Here is a 16,690-nt window from a genome sequence, read left to right on the forward strand (position 1 = left end):
GCATTGCCGATTTCCTCGGCGTCGATCTTTCCTGGTAAGGGCCTTTATGATTTCCGCAAATTACTTCGACGGCCGCAGCGCCCGCCTCTATCCAGTCAACGTCGAACTTGGCCACGGCACCATCGGACTAGCCGGCGCCGACCTCGTCAAATCCTATCCGCACTCCGAGGTGTGCTTTGCAGAGCCGTTCGAACGGGCGCCGGCGGCGCTCGACTTCGCGGACGGTGCCCGCTGCGAAATTCCCGACGCCGACGCCCAGGCTTCGGTTGCGGCAGCGCTCGGCTACCGCAAGTCGAGGGTGGTGCGCTGGCAGGACCGGTGGATCGGCGCGCTGGTCGCGCTGGTGTTGCTGGCCGCTACTGTCTTCGCGACCGTCAAGTGGGGCATTCCGGCGTTGGCCGAACGGATCGTGGCATCGCTGCCGGCGTCGGTCGACCAGACCGTGGGCGACAGCGCGTTCGCGGGACTTGACGGCAGCCTGCTTGGACAAACCAGGCTGAGCGACGAGGTGGTGGCCCAGGTCCAGGAAGTGTTCGCGTCCGTGGCGCCGGCGCAAACGCGCATTGCGCTGCGCCTGCGGGTGATGGACGGCGGCAAGCTGCCGCCCAACGCACTGGCGCTGCCGAACGGCACCATCGTCATCACGGACGCAATGGTGCTGCATATCGTCGGCAAGAAATTTGACTTCGACGACGAGGCAAGGGCCAGGATGGCCGGCGTTCTGGCGCACGAGATAGGCCATGTCGAAGGTCGCCACTCGATGCGCGCGCTGGCGCGTTCGTCGATTACTGCGGCCGCCTCGATGGCCCTGTTCGGCGATTTCAGCGCGGTCGTTGCCGGCGCGCCGACCTTGCTGCTGAACATGGATTACTCGCGCGACATGGAGCGCAGTGCCGACGACTACGCGATCCGGCGCCTGGATGAGACCGGGCTGCCGCCGACTGCGCTTGCGGATCTGTTCGACTCGCTGGAAGCGGCTGCCCCTGGCCAAAGTTCGACGCCGCGCTGGCTGCAGACCGCCGGCAGCTATCTCAGCAGCCATCCGGCGACCAGGGAGCGAAGCAACTATATCTACAAGCGCTCGATGGAACTGCAGGGTAAGTAAAGGCTGGACACTGCGCGTGGGTGAGGCAACTAACAGACTTGCCGGCCTTCAAGTTCATGCTGGACGTTTTCCACCAAGGAGGTCGAAGATGTCTTATGAAGAACGCGATGCCTATGGCATGTATGTAGACAAAGGCCACAAAGGGCCTGGCCCTGAACTGATGGGCGCCGAGACCCTGATCGGCAACCACGTTCACAACCTGAAGAACGAGCACCTTGGCGAGATCAAGGAAATCATGCTCGACATGCGCACCGGCAAGGTTGCGTATGCGGTGATGTCGAGCGGGGGCGTGCTGTCGCTTGGCGAGAAACTGTTTGCGGTGCCATGGGAAGCGCTGAAGCTGGATACGGTGCACAAGCGCTTCACGATGGACCTCGAAAAGAGCCGCATCGCGAACGCGCCCGGCTTCGACACCGACCACTGGCCCGACATGGCCGAGCAACAATGGGCGAACCAGATCCACAGCTACTACGGCACCTCGGGCACCTCGTCGCGCATGTAATTGTTCCAAAATCGGGGTCAGACCACCATTCTGGAATATTCCAGAATGGTGGTCTGACCCTGAGCCTTCCCCTCATATTTCGTACGTCTCGAGCATGGACCCGAGCTCGTTCAACGCTTCGGCGATTTGACGTCGCGTTAAGAGTGCCGAGCTGTGATATTGCAGCCAGTGGCGCGCTAGCGACAGGATGGATAGGGTGGCAGCCGCTTTCTTGCGACTGCCATAGTGAACAGCGAACCCGTTGCGGCGTACGGCCAAGCCGATCAGCCACAGCGCGAACGCCAAGCAGCGATGCGATGAGCAACAAGATGGTGAGTCGATGTGGCTTGCGTGTTTTGGCTGCTGCTGAGCCCCATTCCCCATTGGGAGCTTTTGAGGTCGCGGAACGTCTGCTCGATCTGCATGCGGCCCTGGTACAAATTAACAACCGCCTTGGCACTGAGCCTCGACAGGCGTGGCGAAACAGCCAGCAACCACGGCTCCCGTTGCCCTGCGCTCTGCTTCTTACTATGGTGGCTCTGCGATTTTTTCCCGAACACAGTCTTGCATGTGCGCCCTTTGGGTACTCTCTTGATCATCACCAAACGGCATGGCACAGGGTTCGAACGGACGTAATTGAAGCTCCCCAGGTCGCGTGCACGTCCCTTCGTGTCCGCGAAATGCTCTTTGCAACCGCGCCAGTCACTTTTGCCACTGGGGGTCACCATGTCGCGGTTTCGGATGCGTCCTATCCAGGCAAACCCGAGTTGATCGAGCATCTTGAACCACGCGGCGCGAAAGCCGGCATCGGTGATGATCAAGGGCTGACAATGGGCTGGCAGCACCGAGCGTAGCGTCTTCATGAACTCGCGGTGCACCGAAGCCGCACCATACTGCGCGGTGGGGTGTATCTCTTCATAGATGACGATAGCGCGGCCCTTCACAACGACAGCCGCACGCAGCACGTGTTGGCTGATGTCGGCTAACAAATCGGACCAGTCCACGATAATGCTGATCTTCGATTGGCCTTGCAAGACGCGCTGCGCGACTGCGCGAAATATCTCCACGCGTTCGGTCGCCAGATGGGGATTGCTCAACAGCCGATCACAGCGCTTGATGCGATGACGCAATGAGCTCGAGCCTTGCACAGACTTACTCATCTTCAGCAAACCAAGCCCGCCACTCCGCGCCGCCTCAATCATCAAGGCAAGGCAATGCCGGCGTTTGGCGTGTATCGATGGGCATTGATCGGCTAACAAATCTTGTATGATTCGTCCTGCATGCATAGTCTGTTCCTTTCGTTCGCAGTTTGGTCGCTACAAACGAAAGGGTTAACACAGCCATGCATGCGCCGTTTTTGGGATTAGAAGTTAACAGGCATCCAGCCTGTTTACAAGCAATTTTTGAGGGGAAGGCTCAGGGACAGACCTCGATCTCGACCTAGATGGTGGTCTGTCCCCGATCTGACAACCCGACGGGTCGAATCCCAGCCACTGGCCGCCCCATGCCGGCACTTCCCCGATCGAGGGCGAGGGAGCCGACTGCGTGGTCGCAATGTGCTGGTGGCAGTTCGGTGAAAACGCAATGCCCTGCGAGACGAAATTGCCGTTCATCGGAATCGCGGCCGGGGCCAGGCCGTTGAAGTCCACGACCAGCGGCGTGGCATTAACGCCACTGCCGCACAGCGAAAGACACAGGGCGAGGATCGGGCTGATGCGGGTGCTTGCTTTCATGTCGGCTCCAAATAATTCGGTTCACTACTCCAATGCAAGTTACGGGCCAGCGCGGGGGGAAATCGTAAGCGCTTGAAAAGACGCTGCTTTCCGCGGCTGCGCAAGCCTTTGCATTGATCAATGTCAAATTTCTCGGCAATGTTTTTAACCTTCTGCGCGTGCCCCGTTCTGCCAATTCATGTGCGGAGAGCATGACGGCAGGGCTGTCAATCGGACTACTCGTTTTTGACAACTTACCTAGAATGAGTCAGCCGCCGGAGCCCGTCGCGGAGGCACCCCCACACCAGTCACGAGGATGCGAACATGATGGACGACTTCAGCGATTTGAAAATTTCGAGACGCGGCCTGTTGATCGCAGGCGCCGTATCCGTGTCCGAGGCGGCGCTGCCGACCGTAGCCGGTGCGCAGGACGCAGCGCCGGCGGCGCCAAACTCGCAGCCGGTGGAGTCCAGGGTATCGATCCGCGTTAACGGCGCCGTCCACGAGCTCAACCTGGATATCCGCACCACGCTGCTCGACGCCTTGCGCGAGCACCTGCACCTGACCGGCACCAAGAAGGGCTGCGACCATGGCCAGTGCGGCGCCTGCACCGTCATCGCGGACGGAAGGCGCATCAACTCGTGCCTGAGCCTCGCGGTAATGCACGAAGGTTCGGACGTCACCACCATCGAAGGCCTCGGCAGCCCCGGCAAGCTGCATCCGATGCAGGCCGCCTTCGTCAAGCATGACGGCTACCAGTGCGGCTACTGCACGCCGGGGCAGATTTGTTCCGCCGTGGCGGTGCTGCAGGAGCTGGAGCAGGGCATCCCGAGCCACGTCACCGCCGACCTCAACGTGCGCCCGATGTTCAGCGCCGAGGAAATCCGCGAGCGCATGAGCGGCAATATCTGCCGCTGCGGCGCGTACTCCAACATCGTGGATGCGATTACCGAAGCCGGCGGGAGGCCAGCATGAAGGTCTTTACCTACCAGCGCGCCCAGACGGCCGCCGAGGCCGCAGCCGCGGCAGCGCGCACACCCGGCGCACGCTTCATCGCGGGCGGCACCAACCTGCTCGACTTGATGAAGCTGGAGATCGAAACCCCCACCCACCTGGTCGACGTCAACGGGCTGGCGCTCGACAAGATCGAGCCCACGCCGGATGGCGGCCTGCGCATTGGCGCGCTGGTGCTCAACACCGATCTTGCGGCCGATGCGTGCGTGCGCCGCGACTACGGCGTGCTGTCGCGCGCCTTGCTGGCCGGCGCCTCGGCGCAGCTGCGCAACAGGGCCACCACCGCGGGCAACCTGCTGCAGCGTACCCGCTGCGCCTACTTCTACGACACCAACCAGCCCTGCAACAAGCGCGTGCCGGGAAGCGGCTGCTCGGCCATCGGCGGGTTCAGCCGCCAGCATGCCGTCCTGGGCGCCAGCGATGCCTGCATCGCCACCCATCCCAGCGACATGGCGGTGGCCATGCGGGTGCTCGATGCCGAAGTCGAGACCGTCAAGCCGGATGGATCGATGCGCGTCGTCCCGATTGCCGATTTCCACCGGCTGCCGGGCAGCACGCCGCACATCGAGCACGTGCTGGCGCCGGGCGAGTTGATCACCGGCGTCAAGCTGCCGCGTCCTGTCGGCGGCACGCACGTCTACCGCAAGGTGCGCGACCGCGCGTCCTACGCATTCGCACTTGTGTCGGTGGCCGCGGTCATCCAGCCGGGAGGCGGCGGGCGAGTGGCGCTGGGCGGCGTCGCGCACAAGCCGTGGCGGGTGGAGGCGGCGGAGCAGCACATGGGGCGTGGCGCCAGCGCGGTGGCCGACGTGCTGCTGGCCGGCGCCAAACCGACCCACGACAACGAATTCAAGATTCCCCTCGTCCAGCGCACGCTCGCCTCAGTGCTGGCTGAAGCGAAGAAAGGCTGAACTATGAAATTCACCACACCAGCAACCACCAATCCTATCGACCAGCTGAAAGTGGTCGGCCATCCGGTCGACCGCATCGATGGTCCGATGAAGGCCAGCGGCACCGCACCGTATGCGCACGAACAGCACCAGGCCGCGCCGAACGCAGCGTACGGCTACATCGTCGGCGCCGCCATCGGCAAGGGGCGCATCACCTCGATGGACGTGAACGAAGCCCGGCGCGCGCCTGGCGTCATCACGGTCGTCACGGCGGAGACGGCGGGCAAGCTCGGCAAGGGTAAATTCAACACCGCCAAGCTGCTTGGCGGCCCGGAAATCCAGCATTACCACCAGGCGGTGGCGCTTGTGGTCGCCGACACGTTCGAGCAGGCGCGCGCCGCCGCCAGCCTGGTGAAGGTCGGGTACGCGGCGGGCAACGGGGCCTACGACCTCGCCAAGGCAAAGCTGTCGGCCAGGATGCCGAAGAAGGAAGACAATCCGGACTCGAAGGCAGGCAATTTTGCCGGCGCCTTCGCCGCAGCGCCGGTGCGGCTGGACCAGACCTACACCACGCCCGACCAGTCGCACGCCATGATGGAGCCGCACGCCTCGATCGCCGCATGGGAAGGCGACAAGCTGACCATCTGGACCGCGAACCAGATGATCGACTGGAGCCGTGACGACATGGCAAAGACGCTGGGCATCCCCAAGGAAAACGTGCGCCTGGTATCGCCCTACATCGGCGGCGGCTTCGGCGGCAAGCTGTTCATCCGTGCCGAAGCCGTGCTCGCCGCGCTGGGCGCCCGCGCGGCCAAACGGCCGGTCAAGGTGGCGTTGCCGCGCCCGCTTATGTTCAACAACACCACGCACCGTCCGGCGACCATCCAGCGCATTCGCATCGGCGCCACGCGCGACGGCAAGATCACGGCGATGGGCCATGAATCGTGGTCCGGCGACCTGCCAGGCGGGAGTCCGGAAGTGGCGGTACTGCAGACCCGCTTGCTGTACGCCGCTCCCAACCGCATGACGGCGATGCGCCTCGCTGTGCTCGACCTCCCGGAAGGGAACGCGATGCGCGCTCCCGGCGAAGCGCCGGGTATGATGGCGCTGGAAGTTGCGATGGACGAGATGGCCGAAAAGCTGAAGATCGATCCGGTGACCTTCCGCATCCTCAACGACACCAAGGTCGATCCTGAAAAACCTGACCGCCGTTTTTCGCAGCGCCGGCTGATCGAGTGCCTGCGCACCGGTGCGGACAAATTCGGCTGGAACGCGCGCAACCCCGAGCCTGGAAAATCGCGCGACGGCCAGTGGCTGGTGGGCATGGGCGTGGCTGCGGCGTTCCGCAACAACCTCGACATGAAATCGGCGGCGCGCGTCAGGCTTGACCGCAACGGCGTGGTCACCGTCGAAACCGACATGACCGACATCGGCACTGGCAGCTACACCGTCATCGCCCAGACCGCGGCCGAAATGATGGGCGTACCGCTGGACAAGGTGGTGGTGCGCCTGGGCGACTCCGACTTCCCGGTGTCGGCCGGGTCGGGCGGCCAGTGGGGCGCCAACAGTTCGACCTCGGGCGTGTACGCCGCCTGCGTCAAGCTGCGCGAGGCGGTGGCGCGCAAGGCGGGCTTCAACGCCGCCGACGCGACGTTTGCCGACGGCATGGTGCGCTCCGGCGATCGTACGCTGCCCTTGCGCCAGGTGGCCGAAGCGGGCGAGTTGGTGGCCGAAGACCTGATTGAATTCGGCAAGCTAGACAAGACCTTCCAGCAATCGACCTTCGGCGCGCACTTTGTCGAGGTGGGCGTGCACGCTGCTACGGGCGAAACGCGGGTGCGGCGCATGCTGGCCGTGTGCGCGGCGGGCCGGATACTGAATCCGAAATCGGCGCGCAGCCAGGTGATCGGCGCGATGACAATGGGCGTCGGCGCCGCGCTGATGGAGGACCTGGTGGTCGACAAGCGCACCGGTTTTTTCGTCAACCACGACCTGGCCAGCTACGAAGTGCCGGTCCACGCCGACATTCCGCACCAGGACGTCATCTTCCTTGATGAAACCGATCCGATGTCGTCGCCGATGAAAGCGAAGGGCGTCGGCGAGCTTGGCATCTGCGGCGTCGGTGCGGCGATCGCCAACGCGGTCTACAACGCCACGGGCGTGCGCGTGCGCGACTATCCGGTCACCCTCGACAAGCTTCTGGCGAAGATGCCGGTCTACACCTGAGAGAGGCGCATGGGAGTAGGGTGGGAAAGCGCGTAGCGCGCATCCCGCCAAGTCAGCGACGCACAGTGCGAACAGCGAGTTCCTTGAAGCCTGTTTCCGCATCGTCCTCGCGGCTGAAGTGATGGTCGGGCAGCAGAGCCACCAGCACCTCGGCGGTCGTGCGCACGATGCTGCCGGGGCAGAGATGGCCGCCCATGACGCGCCCTTGCGCATCGGCGACCGAGATGTGCAAGTGGGCGCCATCGGGCGATAGCGAACCGGCCAGCGTCAGGATTTCGAGGTCTTCGCGCAACTCGAGCGGCTGCGGCATGCCCGCCATGCGCAGCTGCACCACGCTCAGGCTTCCGATGGCCTGCATGACAAAGCCAGCGCCGACGGCGTGCTCCTGCAATACCGCTTCGAGAGCGGCGCGCAGGTCGGACAGCGGCGACAGGCGTACTGGAAGGATCTGCATGTTTTCAGTCCGATCCGGTAAGGCGCGAGGCCAGCACCTTGTCGATGCGCAGGCCGTCGAGGTCGACGATCTCGAAGCGCCAGCCGCTCCAGTTGCAATGGTCGCCCGTCCGCGGGAGGTCCCCCAACAGCAGCATCAGCATGCCGCTCAAGGTGTGGTAGCGGCCACGTTTTTCTTCCGGCACCGCGTCGATGTCCAGGCAGTCCTTCAGTTCCGGAACCGGGATCAGGCCATCGAGCAGCCAGGAACCGTCCTCGCGCTGCACGGCCCACGAATCCTCCGCGCGCAGCGGTTTGAATTCGCCGGTGATCGATTCCATCACATCCTGCAGGGTGACGATGCCCTGCACCTCGCCGTATTCATCGACAATGAAAACCAGCTGCGCGCCCGAGTCCTTGAATTGATCCAGCAGCTCCATCCCCGTCAGCGACTCCGGCACGAAGATCGGCGCCTGCAGGCCGTCCACCAGGTCGGGCGCTTCGCCACGCAGGCAGCGCGCCAGCATTTGCCGTGCGCTGGCCACGCCGAGCACCTCGTTCCAGCCGCCGCGCAGCACCGGGAAGCGCGAGTGCGGGTTTGCGTGGAAGCGCTGCATGTTCGTTTCCATATCGTGGTTGGCGTCGAAACACACCACCTCGCCGCGCGGCACCATGAAGGAGGAGATCGCGCGCTCGTCCAGCCGGAACACATTGCGCACCATCTGGTGTTCATGCTGCTCGATGATGCCGGTATCCGATCCTTCTTCCAGCATCAGGTGCAGTTCTTCCTCCGTCATCGCGCGCGAGCCGGATTCCTTGACGCCGAGCAGGCGCAGGGCAAGCTGGGTGGACTGGGACAGCAGGATGACGAAGGGCTTGGCGATCATGGCCAGCACCATCATCGGGCGCGAGACCATGCGCGCCAGCGGTTCCGGGTTGATCTGCGCAAGGCGCTTGGGCACCAGTTCGCCGATGACGATCGAAAAATAGGTGATGGTCACGACCACCAGGCCGGTCGCGGCGTATTCGGATGGCCCTGCCGGCATGCCGAGCGACTGCAGCCACAGCGCGAACGGCCTGGCCAGCGTCGCTTCACCGACGATGCCGTTCAGTACGCCAATCGAGGTGATCCCGATCTGTACGGTCGACATGAATTTGTTGGGATCGTCGCCGAGTTCCAGGGCGGCGCTTGCGCCCCTGTCGCCGGCATCGGCCAGCCTGGTCAGGCGTGCCTTTCGCGCAGTGACGAGGGCGATTTCGGACATCGCGAACGCGCCGTTGAGAAGGATGAGTCCGAAGAGTATAGCGATTTCCATGATGGTGGGCGCCTAATGGCGCCGCGGTGTTGTGGTTGGACGAAGATTGTACAGTCGACTGCCCCACAATATAGTATCGGGGATATTCATTAACGTAATTCGTGCGAACCTGATGATTCCCACCAAACCCTTGCTCGCGATACTGGCCATGTCCATGATCTCTGCTTCAGCCAACGCCGCCATACTGCCCGACAAGCAAGTTGCTGCCCTGACGCTGCAATTGCAGGCCATCGCCGACGATCCAGCGATGCCGCTGCCCAGCCTGTCGGTGGTGGCGGTACGCGGGGGCGAGATTGTCTACAGCCGGCAGCTGGGCAGCAAGCGCCTGGCCACTGCGGATTCAAAGGCCCAGCCTGCCGACGCCAACACGATGTACCGCATCGCGTCGATCTCGAAGCTGGCGACGACGCTCGGCACGATGAAGATGGTGGAACAGGGCCGCCTGTCGCTCGACGCCGATGTCGGCGACTACCTGGGCTACCGCTTGCGCAATCCGCATTTCCCGGAGCATCCGATTACGCTGCGCATGCTGCTGGCGCATACATCCTCGCTGCGCGACGAGGGCGGCTTCAAGTGGGATCCGAACGTCGACCTCAGGGAAGTCCTGCTGCCTGGCGGCCGTTTTTACGGAAAGGGCGGCGCGTGGTCGAGGACTGCGGCGCCTGGAAAATACTTCGAGTACGTCAACTTCAATTCGGGCATCATCGCCACCATCATGGAGCGCGCGGGCGGCAAGCGCTTCGACCGCCTGATGCGGGAACTGATTTTCGACCCGATGGAACTGAAGGCCGGCTTCTACCTGGCCGACTTTGCGCCGGCCGACATCGACGATGTCGCCACCCTGTACCGCAAGCGCGAAAAGGACGGCGACGAGGTCTGGAACCCGAACGGGCCGTGGGTCGCGCAGTCGGACGATTTCGGCGTACAGGCGCCCGTTGCACCGGCCGGACTGGGGACCTATGCCGTGGGCACCAACGGCACCATCTTCGGGCCGCAGGGCAGCTTGCGCATTTCCGCCAACGAGCTGGCGAAGATCATGCTGATGCTCATGAACGACGGACGCCATGGTAACAGGCAGATCCTCAAGCCGGAAACCGTCGCTGCGATGCTGGCCCGGCAGTGGACCTTGAGCGGCGACGGCAAGAGCGGCAACGGCGACAGCGACAGCTTCCACGGCCTGTATCACGCCTGGGGCCTGGGCAACCAGCACTTCACCGATGCCAGCACCGTCAGGAACGGCCGCGCCAGCGGCGACCGGCTGGTCGAGGGCGGCGGCTTCAGGGGAGTCGGCCACCTTGGATGGTCATGGGGACTGAACGCCTTGTTCGTGTTCGACCCAAAGACCAGGGATGGCATGATTTACGTGGCGAGCGGAGCGGGCGCCAACCCGGATTTGCAGCCGGGCCAGTTTTCGTCCGAGGCCCGGTTCCAGGAGCGCATTACCGATGCGCTGTACCGGGGCGCGATCGAGGCGCCCTGACTCTGCGTCGCACTAATCGGAGTGCGCGATGCGAAGGCCGCCTTTTTTGTCCGGCAGCCATACCTCGGCAAGGTCGGAGCTGACATCGAAAAAGCCCAGCGCGTGCTTGGCGGCCAGGCGGGAAACGGCGCCATGCGCGTCGTCGATCTTGTCCCAGTCGAGGAAGGACATGTAGATCAGGGAACGGTCGATCGTGTAGTCGGTGCCGGTATCTTCATCCTCGGCAGGGGGGAATTCGGCAGCGATATCCGCATGGAACGCCTGCAGCGGTGGCGTGCAGACAGCAGGATTGTCGTAGTCCTGGTCGTCCGCCCACTCCGTCTGCTGCTCGTACCAGTCGAGGAAGTCGCCGCGCTTCGCGGGCGCGGCCGCGGGATCAAAGACCATCAGGTCGTAACTCATGGGTGGCTTTCTCCAGGTTCAAGGGCGCGCAACAGCGCCCCGGTGCCCGGATTATTCCACATGCTCGACCAGTGAGGCACGCCGGCTGGCCCTTGCCTGCCTACGAAATCACTTTTTCGGCCAGCACGTCAAGCAGGTCGATGTGCGGCGCACCCCCGAGCAGCGTCAGCGCGTGCAGGGCCAGGTCGCGCGGGACGCGCCCGGTAAGGTGGTCGAAACGACCGGCCGTTCCCCCGAAGGTATCGAAGATGCCGTAGTGGGTTTCATCGATCCGGAGTGCGAACCATGAAGTCGTCAACGGTTCATCGTCAACGTAGCGCTGCGCATCGCGCAGGAACTGCTCCACCTTCTGCTCATGGCCCGACTTCGCCTTGAACGTCAGCAGCAGCCCTTTCGTGGAATATTCGTACGTGGCGATGAGCGGCAGCTTGTCGGCCAGCACAGCCAGCTTCTGGATCTTTGGCGGCGCGGTGAACAACACGTTAACCTGGGCGAGAATTGCCGCAGCGACTGTACCATTCAGGTGCGCCTCGCGCGTGGCTTCGTCGGGGAAGAAATCGAGAATGCCATACTCGTTGCGCCCGAAGCGGACGGCAAACCATGCCGTCGTTCCAGACTCGTCGCGCGCGAGCGGAAGTACGGACTTGAGGAACTCTTCGACCTCGTCGTCCTTGCCCGGCTTTGCTTCCAGCCGGGCGAGTAATCCTTGGGTGACCATGTGATGCCTCCGTTCTTGAAAGTAGCTTCGTTTGGGGGAGGAATCGGCCAATGCCGGTGTCCGATTCGATGCTACCCGCTTTTGCAGGTTCGTGCGCGCTGCGCGACACTTGATGCTTGCCGTAACGGTTTAGACTGGTGATCTATTCGAAAAGGGGCTGTATGGAGATGACGATCACCGTGAGGACTCTCCCCGGCGAGGAACTGGCGTGGGCCAACGAACGCTATGCAGAGATCGACTTCGTGCCGTCGTCGCCGGCCGACTACATGGCCATGGCTGAAGTGGACAACGAGCTGGCTGGCTTGGTGAGCCCGTGTTACTGATGCGCCGGGACTCGACCTGGCGCAATATATAAAGGTATATAGCGATAGTGTACACTCCCATCATCAACGAACTTTGTGGGAATGTAGCGTGAGAAATTTCATCGCCAAACGGCTCCTCGCCGTAGTGCTGGGCTTCGCAGCAACCGGGTTTGTAAATGCAGCTGAAGTGACCGTGTCGGCCGCGGCCAGCCTCACAGACGCTTTCAAGGAAATCGCGCGCAGCTACGAAAGCCAGTACGCCGGGTCGAAGGTGTTGCTGAACTTTGGTGCGTCGGGCGCCTTGCTGCAGCAGATCTCCAAGGGCGCGCCGGTGGATGTCTTCGCGTCGGCCGACCAGGAAACGATGGATCGCGCGGTCAAGGAAGGTTTGGTGGCGCCTGCCGACCGCAAGGACTTCGTGCGCAATACGCTGGTGCTGATCACCCCTGCCGACAGTGCCGCAGCCGTGAAGCGTCTCGACGACTTGCGCCAGCCCGGCATGCAGCGCATCGCCATCGGCAACCCCGCCAGCGTGCCTGTCGGCCGCTACACGAAACATGCGCTCGACGCGGCCAAACTGTGGGCGCCGCTTGAGTCGCGCCTGATCAACACCCAGAACGTGCGCCAGGCGCTCGACTATGTGGCGCGCGGCGAAGCCGATGCCGGCTTCGTCTATGCGACCGACGCCGCGCTGATGAAGGACAAGGTGAAGGTGGCGTTCGAGGTCCCGCTGGACGTGCCGATCAGCTATCCGATTGCGAAGACCTCGGCCAGCGCCAACAGCGCCGAGGCTGCGCGCTTCGTCGCCTATGTCTCTGGACCGGCAGCACAGGCCATCCTGGGCAAGTACGGTTTCCTGAAACCCTGACGCGGGAGCCTCCTTCAACATGCACCCGACCTGGACCGCGCTGGCGCTGTCGCTCAAAGTAGCCGGCTGGGCCACGGCCATCAACCTGGTGCTGGGTGTCGCGGTCGGCTACCTGCTGGCGCGCAAGCGCTTCCCCGGCCGCGACCTGCTCGACACGATACTGACCCTGCCGATGGTGATGCCGCCGACGGTCCTTGGCTACTACCTGCTGGTGCTGGTGGGACGCAAGGGGCCGCTGGGCGCATGGCTTCAGGACACCTTTGGTATCAACCTGATCTTCACCTGGCAGGGAGCGGTGCTGGCCGCGTCGATCGTCGCCTTCCCGCTGGTGTTCAAGCCTGCGCGAGCCGCCTTCGAGGCCGTCGATAGCCGGCTGGAGGATGCCGCGCGCGTGCTGGGCGTGTCCGGGGTCGCCATTTTCTTCCGGGTGACGCTGCCGCTGGCATGGCGCGGCATCCTGGCCGGCATGTTGCTGGCGTTTGCGCGCGCGCTCGGCGAATTCGGCGCCACGCTGATGGTGGCGGGCAGCATTCCGGGGCGGACGCAAACCCTGTCGATTGCCGTGTACGAGGCGGTCCAGGCAGGGCAGGACGATGTGGCCAATATCCTGGTCCTGGTCACATCCGCCGTGTGCATCGCCGTGCTGTTGACGGCCGGCCGCCTGGCGCCCGGCCCAGTCGCTAGCCGCTAGCGGGAGCCATCAATGCACCTAGACGTCAACATCCACAAGACACTGCGTTCCGGCAAGCGGACCTTCGAACTGAACGTGAAGTTCCAGTCCGACAGCCAGCGCATCGTCATCTTCGGGCCGTCCGGGTCGGGCAAGAGCCTGACGCTGAAAGCGATCGCCGGCCTGCTGCAACCGGACGAGGGACATATCCGCCTCGACGGCGCGACGCTGTTCGATTCGGACGCCGGCATCAACCTTCCGCCACAGTCGCGCCGGGTCGGCTATCTGTTCCAGGACTACGCGCTGTTTCCCCACCTGAACGTGCGCCAGAACATCGCCTTCGGCCTGTCGCGCCGCTGGTTCAATCCGTCGAAAGATACCCACAGCGAGGCCGTGGACTATTGGCTGGACGCGTTCCGCCTGCAGCACCTGGCGCACCAGTTGCCCGCCGAAATTTCGGGCGGGCAGCGGCAGCGCGTGGCACTTGCCCGCGCGCTTGTCACGCGTCCCTCGGCGCTCTTGCTCGATGAACCGTTTGCCGCCCTCGACCCGGCCTTGCGCGTGCATCTGCATGGCGAACTCGACCAGTTGCAGCGGCACCTGCAGATCCCGATGGTGCTGATCACCCACGATCCTTCCGATGCGGAAGTGTTTGGCGATCACATCGTTCACCTGCGCGACGGAGCGGTCGACGACAGGCCGCTTGGCATGGCGGTATCGGACGAAAGCGACCTGCCTTTGACCAGTTTGCTCATCACGCCACGATAAATGGAGGAATCCGGGATGCCAATGGATAATGAAATCGAATTGCACGGCTCGGTCTGGCTGACGGTGGGCGGCGAAAATTTTGGCGGCCCGTCGCGCGTGGCCCTGCTGGCGAAAATTGCCGAGTGCGGATCAATCACCCAGGCTGCCAAGGCAGTGAAGATGAGCTACAAGGCCGCCTGGGACGCCATCGACATGATGAACAACCTGGCGGGCGAGCCTTTGGTGGAGCGGCTTGCCGGCGGCAAGGGCGGCGGCGGCACCCGGCTGACGCCGCGCGGCGAACAGCTGGTGTGCAATTTCCAGATGGTCGAACAGGAACACCGGCGTTTCGTCGAACAACTGGGGCGCCAGAGCGCCGGCCTCGCCGACGACTATGTGCTAATCAGGAGAGTCAGCATGAAGACAAGCGCGCGTAACCAGTTTTTCGGCAAGGTCTCGTCCGTGAAAACAGGCGCGGTGAACGACGAGATCGAACTCGATGTCACGGGCGGTCACAAGATCGTTGCGATCATCACGCACGCGAGCACCGAGGAATTGGGGCTTCGCGTCGGCGCGGAAGCGTTCGCGCTCGTGAAGGCGTCGTCGATCATCCTGATGTCCGCCAACGAGAATGCCAAATTCTCGGCGCGCAACCAGCTGACCGGGACGATCTCGCGGCTTCAGCCAGGTGCGGTGAACACCGAGGTCGTGATCGACCTGCCGGGCGGAGGCTCGGTCGCGGCGATCGTCACGAATGACAGCAGCAATGCGATGGGACTCGCGCCGGGCGGAACCGTGACGGCCCTGTTCAAGGCGTCGAGCGTGATCCTTGCCGTTCCCGACTGAGCAGGATTGAAGGAAACGCCCGCTGCGGGCAGTCGCTGCGGTCGCATACCTTGCAGCCGGTCCCGATAGGCGTGGCGGCGCTGGGATCCTGAAGGTCGAGCCCACGCGCATATACCAGCCGGTGCGCCTGCGAGATATCGCAGCCCAGCGCCACCGCAAATGACTTGCTCGGCGCGTTGAAACCAGAGGGACCGGTGCTGACGTGCCTGGCGATCCAGAGATGGGTGCCGCCATCGGGCATGCGTGCGATCTGGCGCAGTACGCGGCCAGGCTGGCTGAAGGCTTCGTAGACGATCCATAAGGGACAGGTCCCGCCCACGCGCGAGAAATGGAAGGCGGTGGCCGACTGCCGCTTCGACACATTGCCGGCCCGGTCAACGCGCACAAAGAATACGGGCAGTCCGCTCTGGCCGGGGCGCTGCATGGTGCTGAGCCGGTGGCAGACCGCTTCGAAACCGACCCCGAACTGGTGGGCCAGCCGCTCGATGTCGTAAGCATGGGTCTCGGCCGCCTGCAGGAACGCACCGTACGGCATCAGCGCGGCGCCGGCGTAGTAGTTCGACAGTGCCAGCCGTGCACCGGCGCGCGCGGCGTCGCTGGACAGGGCGGCCTGCGTGACCAGCGTATCGATCAGCCCTGCATGTTCCAGCAATCCAAGCTGCGCCGCCATCTGGAAGGCCTGCTGGCTGGCGTTCATCGAATCGGACAGCCACAGCACCTGTTGCTGCGCATCGTAGCGGCGCTTGTGCGTCAAGACATCCTCGCCAGGCGCGGTCAGCACCGTCACCCCGCGCAGCTGCAGCCGGTGCCGCAGCGCGGAGGCGCTGTTGTCGGGCAGGCTTTCGGCTGCGTCGTCCAGTTCGCCGATGTAGTTCTGGCGCCGGTTCAGGTAGTCGCGCACCTCTTCGTCGGCGGACGGTGGCAAGCTCCCCTGGTTCGCCTCGTTGCTGTCGAATTGCGCTTCCAGCGATTCGGCCCGTTCCGCCGTCATGCGGTAGCGGCGCTGCAGCTGCAGGATCGCGCGGGCCACGCCCGGCATGTTCTCGACCAGCATCTTGAGTTCGGCCAGCGAGGTCGGCTCGGTGCCGGGCAGGTCGCTCAGCACGTCGCGGACGTCGGCCACCAGGCTGGCGCTGTCGTGCTCCGAAAATATCTGCGGATTGACCTCCAGCACGCTGCCGATGCGCAGCAGGATCGGCACGGTCAGCGGGCGCTGGTTGCGTTCCATCTGGTTCAGGTAGCTCGGCGAGATGTCGAGCGCCTTCGCCAGCGCGGCCTGGGTCATCTTGCGCTCTTCGCGCAGGCGCTGCAGGCGGGCGCCCATGAAGACCTTACTCATGCGGCCCGCCAAAATCTTCGCAATCTTCGCAAATACACGCGAAACGGTTCGCAATTCTTCGCACTTTTACTCCTTCACGCTCATTCTGATTTAGCGAATAATGCAAACAAATAGCCGAAAACGCAAGCAGTGCTTGCCTGAT

General features: G+C 63.6%; 18 protein-coding genes. 11 read left to right on the plus strand and 7 right to left on the minus strand.

All coding sequences use genetic code 11. From position 1 onward, the window contains the following. Positions 1-46: 46 nt before the first annotated feature. Both D3872_RS07485 and D3872_RS07490 read left to right on the plus strand, forming a co-directional pair. The gene (locus D3872_RS07485; RefSeq protein ID WP_119810190.1) at positions 47-1,105 is read left to right on the plus strand and encodes a M48 family metallopeptidase; all 1,059 of its coding nucleotides are present in this window, start codon (positions 47-49) and stop codon (positions 1,103-1,105) included. An 88-nt stretch (positions 1,106-1,193) separates the two neighbouring features. Next, positions 1,194-1,607 (plus strand): PRC-barrel domain-containing protein, encoded by a 414-nt coding sequence (locus D3872_RS07490; RefSeq protein WP_119810191.1) that lies wholly within the window; start codon positions 1,194-1,196, stop codon positions 1,605-1,607. Between the two features lie 263 nt (positions 1,608-1,870). Here D3872_RS07490 and D3872_RS07500 read toward each other — a convergent pair whose 3' ends face one another. Both D3872_RS07500 and D3872_RS25230 read right to left on the minus strand, forming a co-directional pair. Continuing rightward, positions 1,871-2,872: an IS4 family transposase gene (locus D3872_RS07500; RefSeq protein WP_119810193.1), complete on the minus strand. Its 1,002-nt coding sequence runs from the start codon at positions 2,870-2,872 to the stop codon at positions 1,871-1,873. Between the two features lie 84 nt (positions 2,873-2,956). Next, complete coding sequence (locus D3872_RS25230; protein ID WP_147373828.1) at positions 2,957-3,319, minus strand: hypothetical protein; 363 nt, start codon at positions 3,317-3,319, stop codon at positions 2,957-2,959. A 306-nt stretch (positions 3,320-3,625) separates the two neighbouring features. Here D3872_RS25230 and paoA point away from each other — a divergent pair, with 306 nt between their 5' ends. The 3 genes from paoA to paoC are packed head-to-tail and all read left to right on the plus strand — an operon-like array spanning position 3,626 to position 7,428. Then, positions 3,626-4,273: an aldehyde dehydrogenase iron-sulfur subunit PaoA gene (gene paoA / locus D3872_RS07505; protein WP_119810194.1), complete on the plus strand. Its 648-nt coding sequence runs from the start codon at positions 3,626-3,628 to the stop codon at positions 4,271-4,273. Further along, positions 4,270-5,223 (plus strand): FAD binding domain-containing protein, encoded by a 954-nt coding sequence (locus tag D3872_RS07510; protein ID WP_119810195.1) that lies wholly within the window; start codon positions 4,270-4,272, stop codon positions 5,221-5,223. The genes paoA and D3872_RS07510 overlap by 4 nt, the downstream gene beginning before the upstream one ends. Positions 5,224-5,226: 3 nt before the next feature. Continuing rightward, positions 5,227-7,428 (plus strand): aldehyde oxidoreductase molybdenum-binding subunit PaoC, encoded by a 2,202-nt coding sequence (gene paoC, locus D3872_RS07515; RefSeq protein WP_119810196.1) that lies wholly within the window; start codon positions 5,227-5,229, stop codon positions 7,426-7,428. A 52-nt stretch (positions 7,429-7,480) separates the two neighbouring features. Here paoC and D3872_RS07520 read toward each other — a convergent pair whose 3' ends face one another. Beyond that, entirely contained in the window at positions 7,481-7,882 is a 402-nt protein-coding gene (locus D3872_RS07520; protein WP_119810197.1) for a PPC domain-containing DNA-binding protein, read from the minus strand. Between the two features lie 4 nt (positions 7,883-7,886). Then, positions 7,887-9,176, minus strand: coding sequence for a hemolysin family protein (locus D3872_RS07525; RefSeq protein WP_119810198.1), 1,290 nt, complete (start codon positions 9,174-9,176; stop codon positions 7,887-7,889). A gap of 154 nt (positions 9,177-9,330) precedes the next feature. Between D3872_RS07525 and D3872_RS07530 the strand changes: the two genes are divergently transcribed. Next, the gene (locus D3872_RS07530) at positions 9,331-10,656 is read left to right on the plus strand and encodes a serine hydrolase domain-containing protein (RefSeq protein ID WP_229459215.1); all 1,326 of its coding nucleotides are present in this window, start codon (positions 9,331-9,333) and stop codon (positions 10,654-10,656) included. A 12-nt stretch (positions 10,657-10,668) separates the two neighbouring features. Here the strand turns inward: D3872_RS07530 and D3872_RS07535 are convergent, their stop codons facing one another. Both D3872_RS07535 and D3872_RS27615 read right to left on the minus strand, forming a co-directional pair. Next, positions 10,669-11,058, minus strand: coding sequence for a hypothetical protein (locus D3872_RS07535; protein ID WP_119810199.1), 390 nt, complete (start codon positions 11,056-11,058; stop codon positions 10,669-10,671). Between the two features lie 100 nt (positions 11,059-11,158). Continuing rightward, on the minus strand, positions 11,159-11,776 hold the full coding sequence (locus D3872_RS27615) for a putative quinol monooxygenase (RefSeq protein ID WP_119810200.1): 618 nt from the start codon (positions 11,774-11,776) through the stop codon (positions 11,159-11,161). Positions 11,777-11,937: 161 nt separating this feature from the next. Here D3872_RS27615 and D3872_RS25610 point away from each other — a divergent pair, with 161 nt between their 5' ends. From D3872_RS25610 to D3872_RS07560, 5 genes are all read left to right on the plus strand, one after another. Further along, on the plus strand, positions 11,938-12,099 hold the full coding sequence (locus D3872_RS25610; RefSeq protein WP_182915719.1) for a hypothetical protein: 162 nt from the start codon (positions 11,938-11,940) through the stop codon (positions 12,097-12,099). A gap of 88 nt (positions 12,100-12,187) precedes the next feature. Beyond that, positions 12,188-12,946: a molybdate ABC transporter substrate-binding protein gene (gene modA, locus D3872_RS07545; protein ID WP_119810201.1), complete on the plus strand. Its 759-nt coding sequence runs from the start codon at positions 12,188-12,190 to the stop codon at positions 12,944-12,946. Positions 12,947-12,965: 19 nt separating this feature from the next. After that, positions 12,966-13,637, plus strand: coding sequence for a molybdate ABC transporter permease subunit (modB, locus tag D3872_RS07550; RefSeq protein ID WP_119810202.1), 672 nt, complete (start codon positions 12,966-12,968; stop codon positions 13,635-13,637). A 12-nt stretch (positions 13,638-13,649) separates the two neighbouring features. Beyond that, positions 13,650-14,384 carry an ATP-binding cassette domain-containing protein gene (locus tag D3872_RS07555; RefSeq protein WP_119810203.1) on the plus strand — a complete coding sequence of 245 codons (735 nt, stop codon included), beginning with the start codon at positions 13,650-13,652 and terminating at the stop codon, positions 14,382-14,384. Continuing rightward, positions 14,385-15,209: a TOBE domain-containing protein gene (locus tag D3872_RS07560; RefSeq protein ID WP_370660954.1), complete on the plus strand. Its 825-nt coding sequence runs from the start codon at positions 14,385-14,387 to the stop codon at positions 15,207-15,209. It begins immediately after the preceding gene. On the opposite strand, the gene D3872_RS07565 is transcribed toward D3872_RS07560, so the two are convergent. Further along, on the minus strand, positions 15,172-16,548 hold the full coding sequence (locus tag D3872_RS07565) for a short-chain fatty acyl-CoA regulator family protein (protein WP_119810205.1): 1,377 nt from the start codon (positions 16,546-16,548) through the stop codon (positions 15,172-15,174). The two genes, D3872_RS07560 and D3872_RS07565, sit on opposite strands and share 38 nt — an antisense overlap. Positions 16,549-16,690: the final 142 nt, after the last annotated feature.

Source organism: Massilia cavernae (assembly GCF_003590855.1).
Taxonomy (GTDB): Bacteria; Pseudomonadota; Gammaproteobacteria; order Burkholderiales; family Burkholderiaceae_D; genus Telluria_A; species Telluria_A cavernae.

Excerpts from the sequence above, each read along its gene's own strand:
- D3872_RS07485 (WP_119810190.1), top strand. The coding sequence starts at position 47 with ATGATTTCCGCAAATTACTTCGACGGCCGCAGCGCCCGCCTCTATCCA.
- D3872_RS07490 (WP_119810191.1), top strand. The coding sequence starts at position 1,194 with ATGTCTTATGAAGAACGCGATGCCTATGGCATGTATGTAGACAAAGGC.
- D3872_RS07500 (WP_119810193.1), bottom strand. The coding sequence starts at position 2,872 with ATGCATGCAGGACGAATCATACAAGATTTGTTAGCCGATCAATGCCCA.
- D3872_RS25230 (WP_147373828.1), bottom strand. The coding sequence starts at position 3,319 with ATGAAAGCAAGCACCCGCATCAGCCCGATCCTCGCCCTGTGTCTTTCG.
- paoA (WP_119810194.1), top strand. The coding sequence starts at position 3,626 with ATGGACGACTTCAGCGATTTGAAAATTTCGAGACGCGGCCTGTTGATC.
- D3872_RS07510 (WP_119810195.1), top strand. The coding sequence starts at position 4,270 with ATGAAGGTCTTTACCTACCAGCGCGCCCAGACGGCCGCCGAGGCCGCA.
- paoC (WP_119810196.1), top strand. The coding sequence starts at position 5,227 with ATGAAATTCACCACACCAGCAACCACCAATCCTATCGACCAGCTGAAA.
- D3872_RS07520 (WP_119810197.1), bottom strand. The coding sequence starts at position 7,882 with ATGCAGATCCTTCCAGTACGCCTGTCGCCGCTGTCCGACCTGCGCGCC.
- D3872_RS07525 (WP_119810198.1), bottom strand. The coding sequence starts at position 9,176 with ATGGAAATCGCTATACTCTTCGGACTCATCCTTCTCAACGGCGCGTTC.
- D3872_RS07530 (WP_229459215.1), top strand. The coding sequence starts at position 9,331 with ATGATCTCTGCTTCAGCCAACGCCGCCATACTGCCCGACAAGCAAGTT.
- D3872_RS07535 (WP_119810199.1), bottom strand. The coding sequence starts at position 11,058 with ATGAGTTACGACCTGATGGTCTTTGATCCCGCGGCCGCGCCCGCGAAG.
- D3872_RS27615 (WP_119810200.1), bottom strand. The coding sequence starts at position 11,776 with ATGGTCACCCAAGGATTACTCGCCCGGCTGGAAGCAAAGCCGGGCAAG.
- D3872_RS25610 (WP_182915719.1), top strand. The coding sequence starts at position 11,938 with ATGGAGATGACGATCACCGTGAGGACTCTCCCCGGCGAGGAACTGGCG.
- modB (WP_119810202.1), top strand. The coding sequence starts at position 12,966 with ATGCACCCGACCTGGACCGCGCTGGCGCTGTCGCTCAAAGTAGCCGGC.
- D3872_RS07555 (WP_119810203.1), top strand. The coding sequence starts at position 13,650 with ATGCACCTAGACGTCAACATCCACAAGACACTGCGTTCCGGCAAGCGG.
- D3872_RS07560 (WP_370660954.1), top strand. The coding sequence starts at position 14,385 with ATGGAGGAATCCGGGATGCCAATGGATAATGAAATCGAATTGCACGGC.
- D3872_RS07565 (WP_119810205.1), bottom strand. The coding sequence starts at position 16,548 with ATGAGTAAGGTCTTCATGGGCGCCCGCCTGCAGCGCCTGCGCGAAGAG.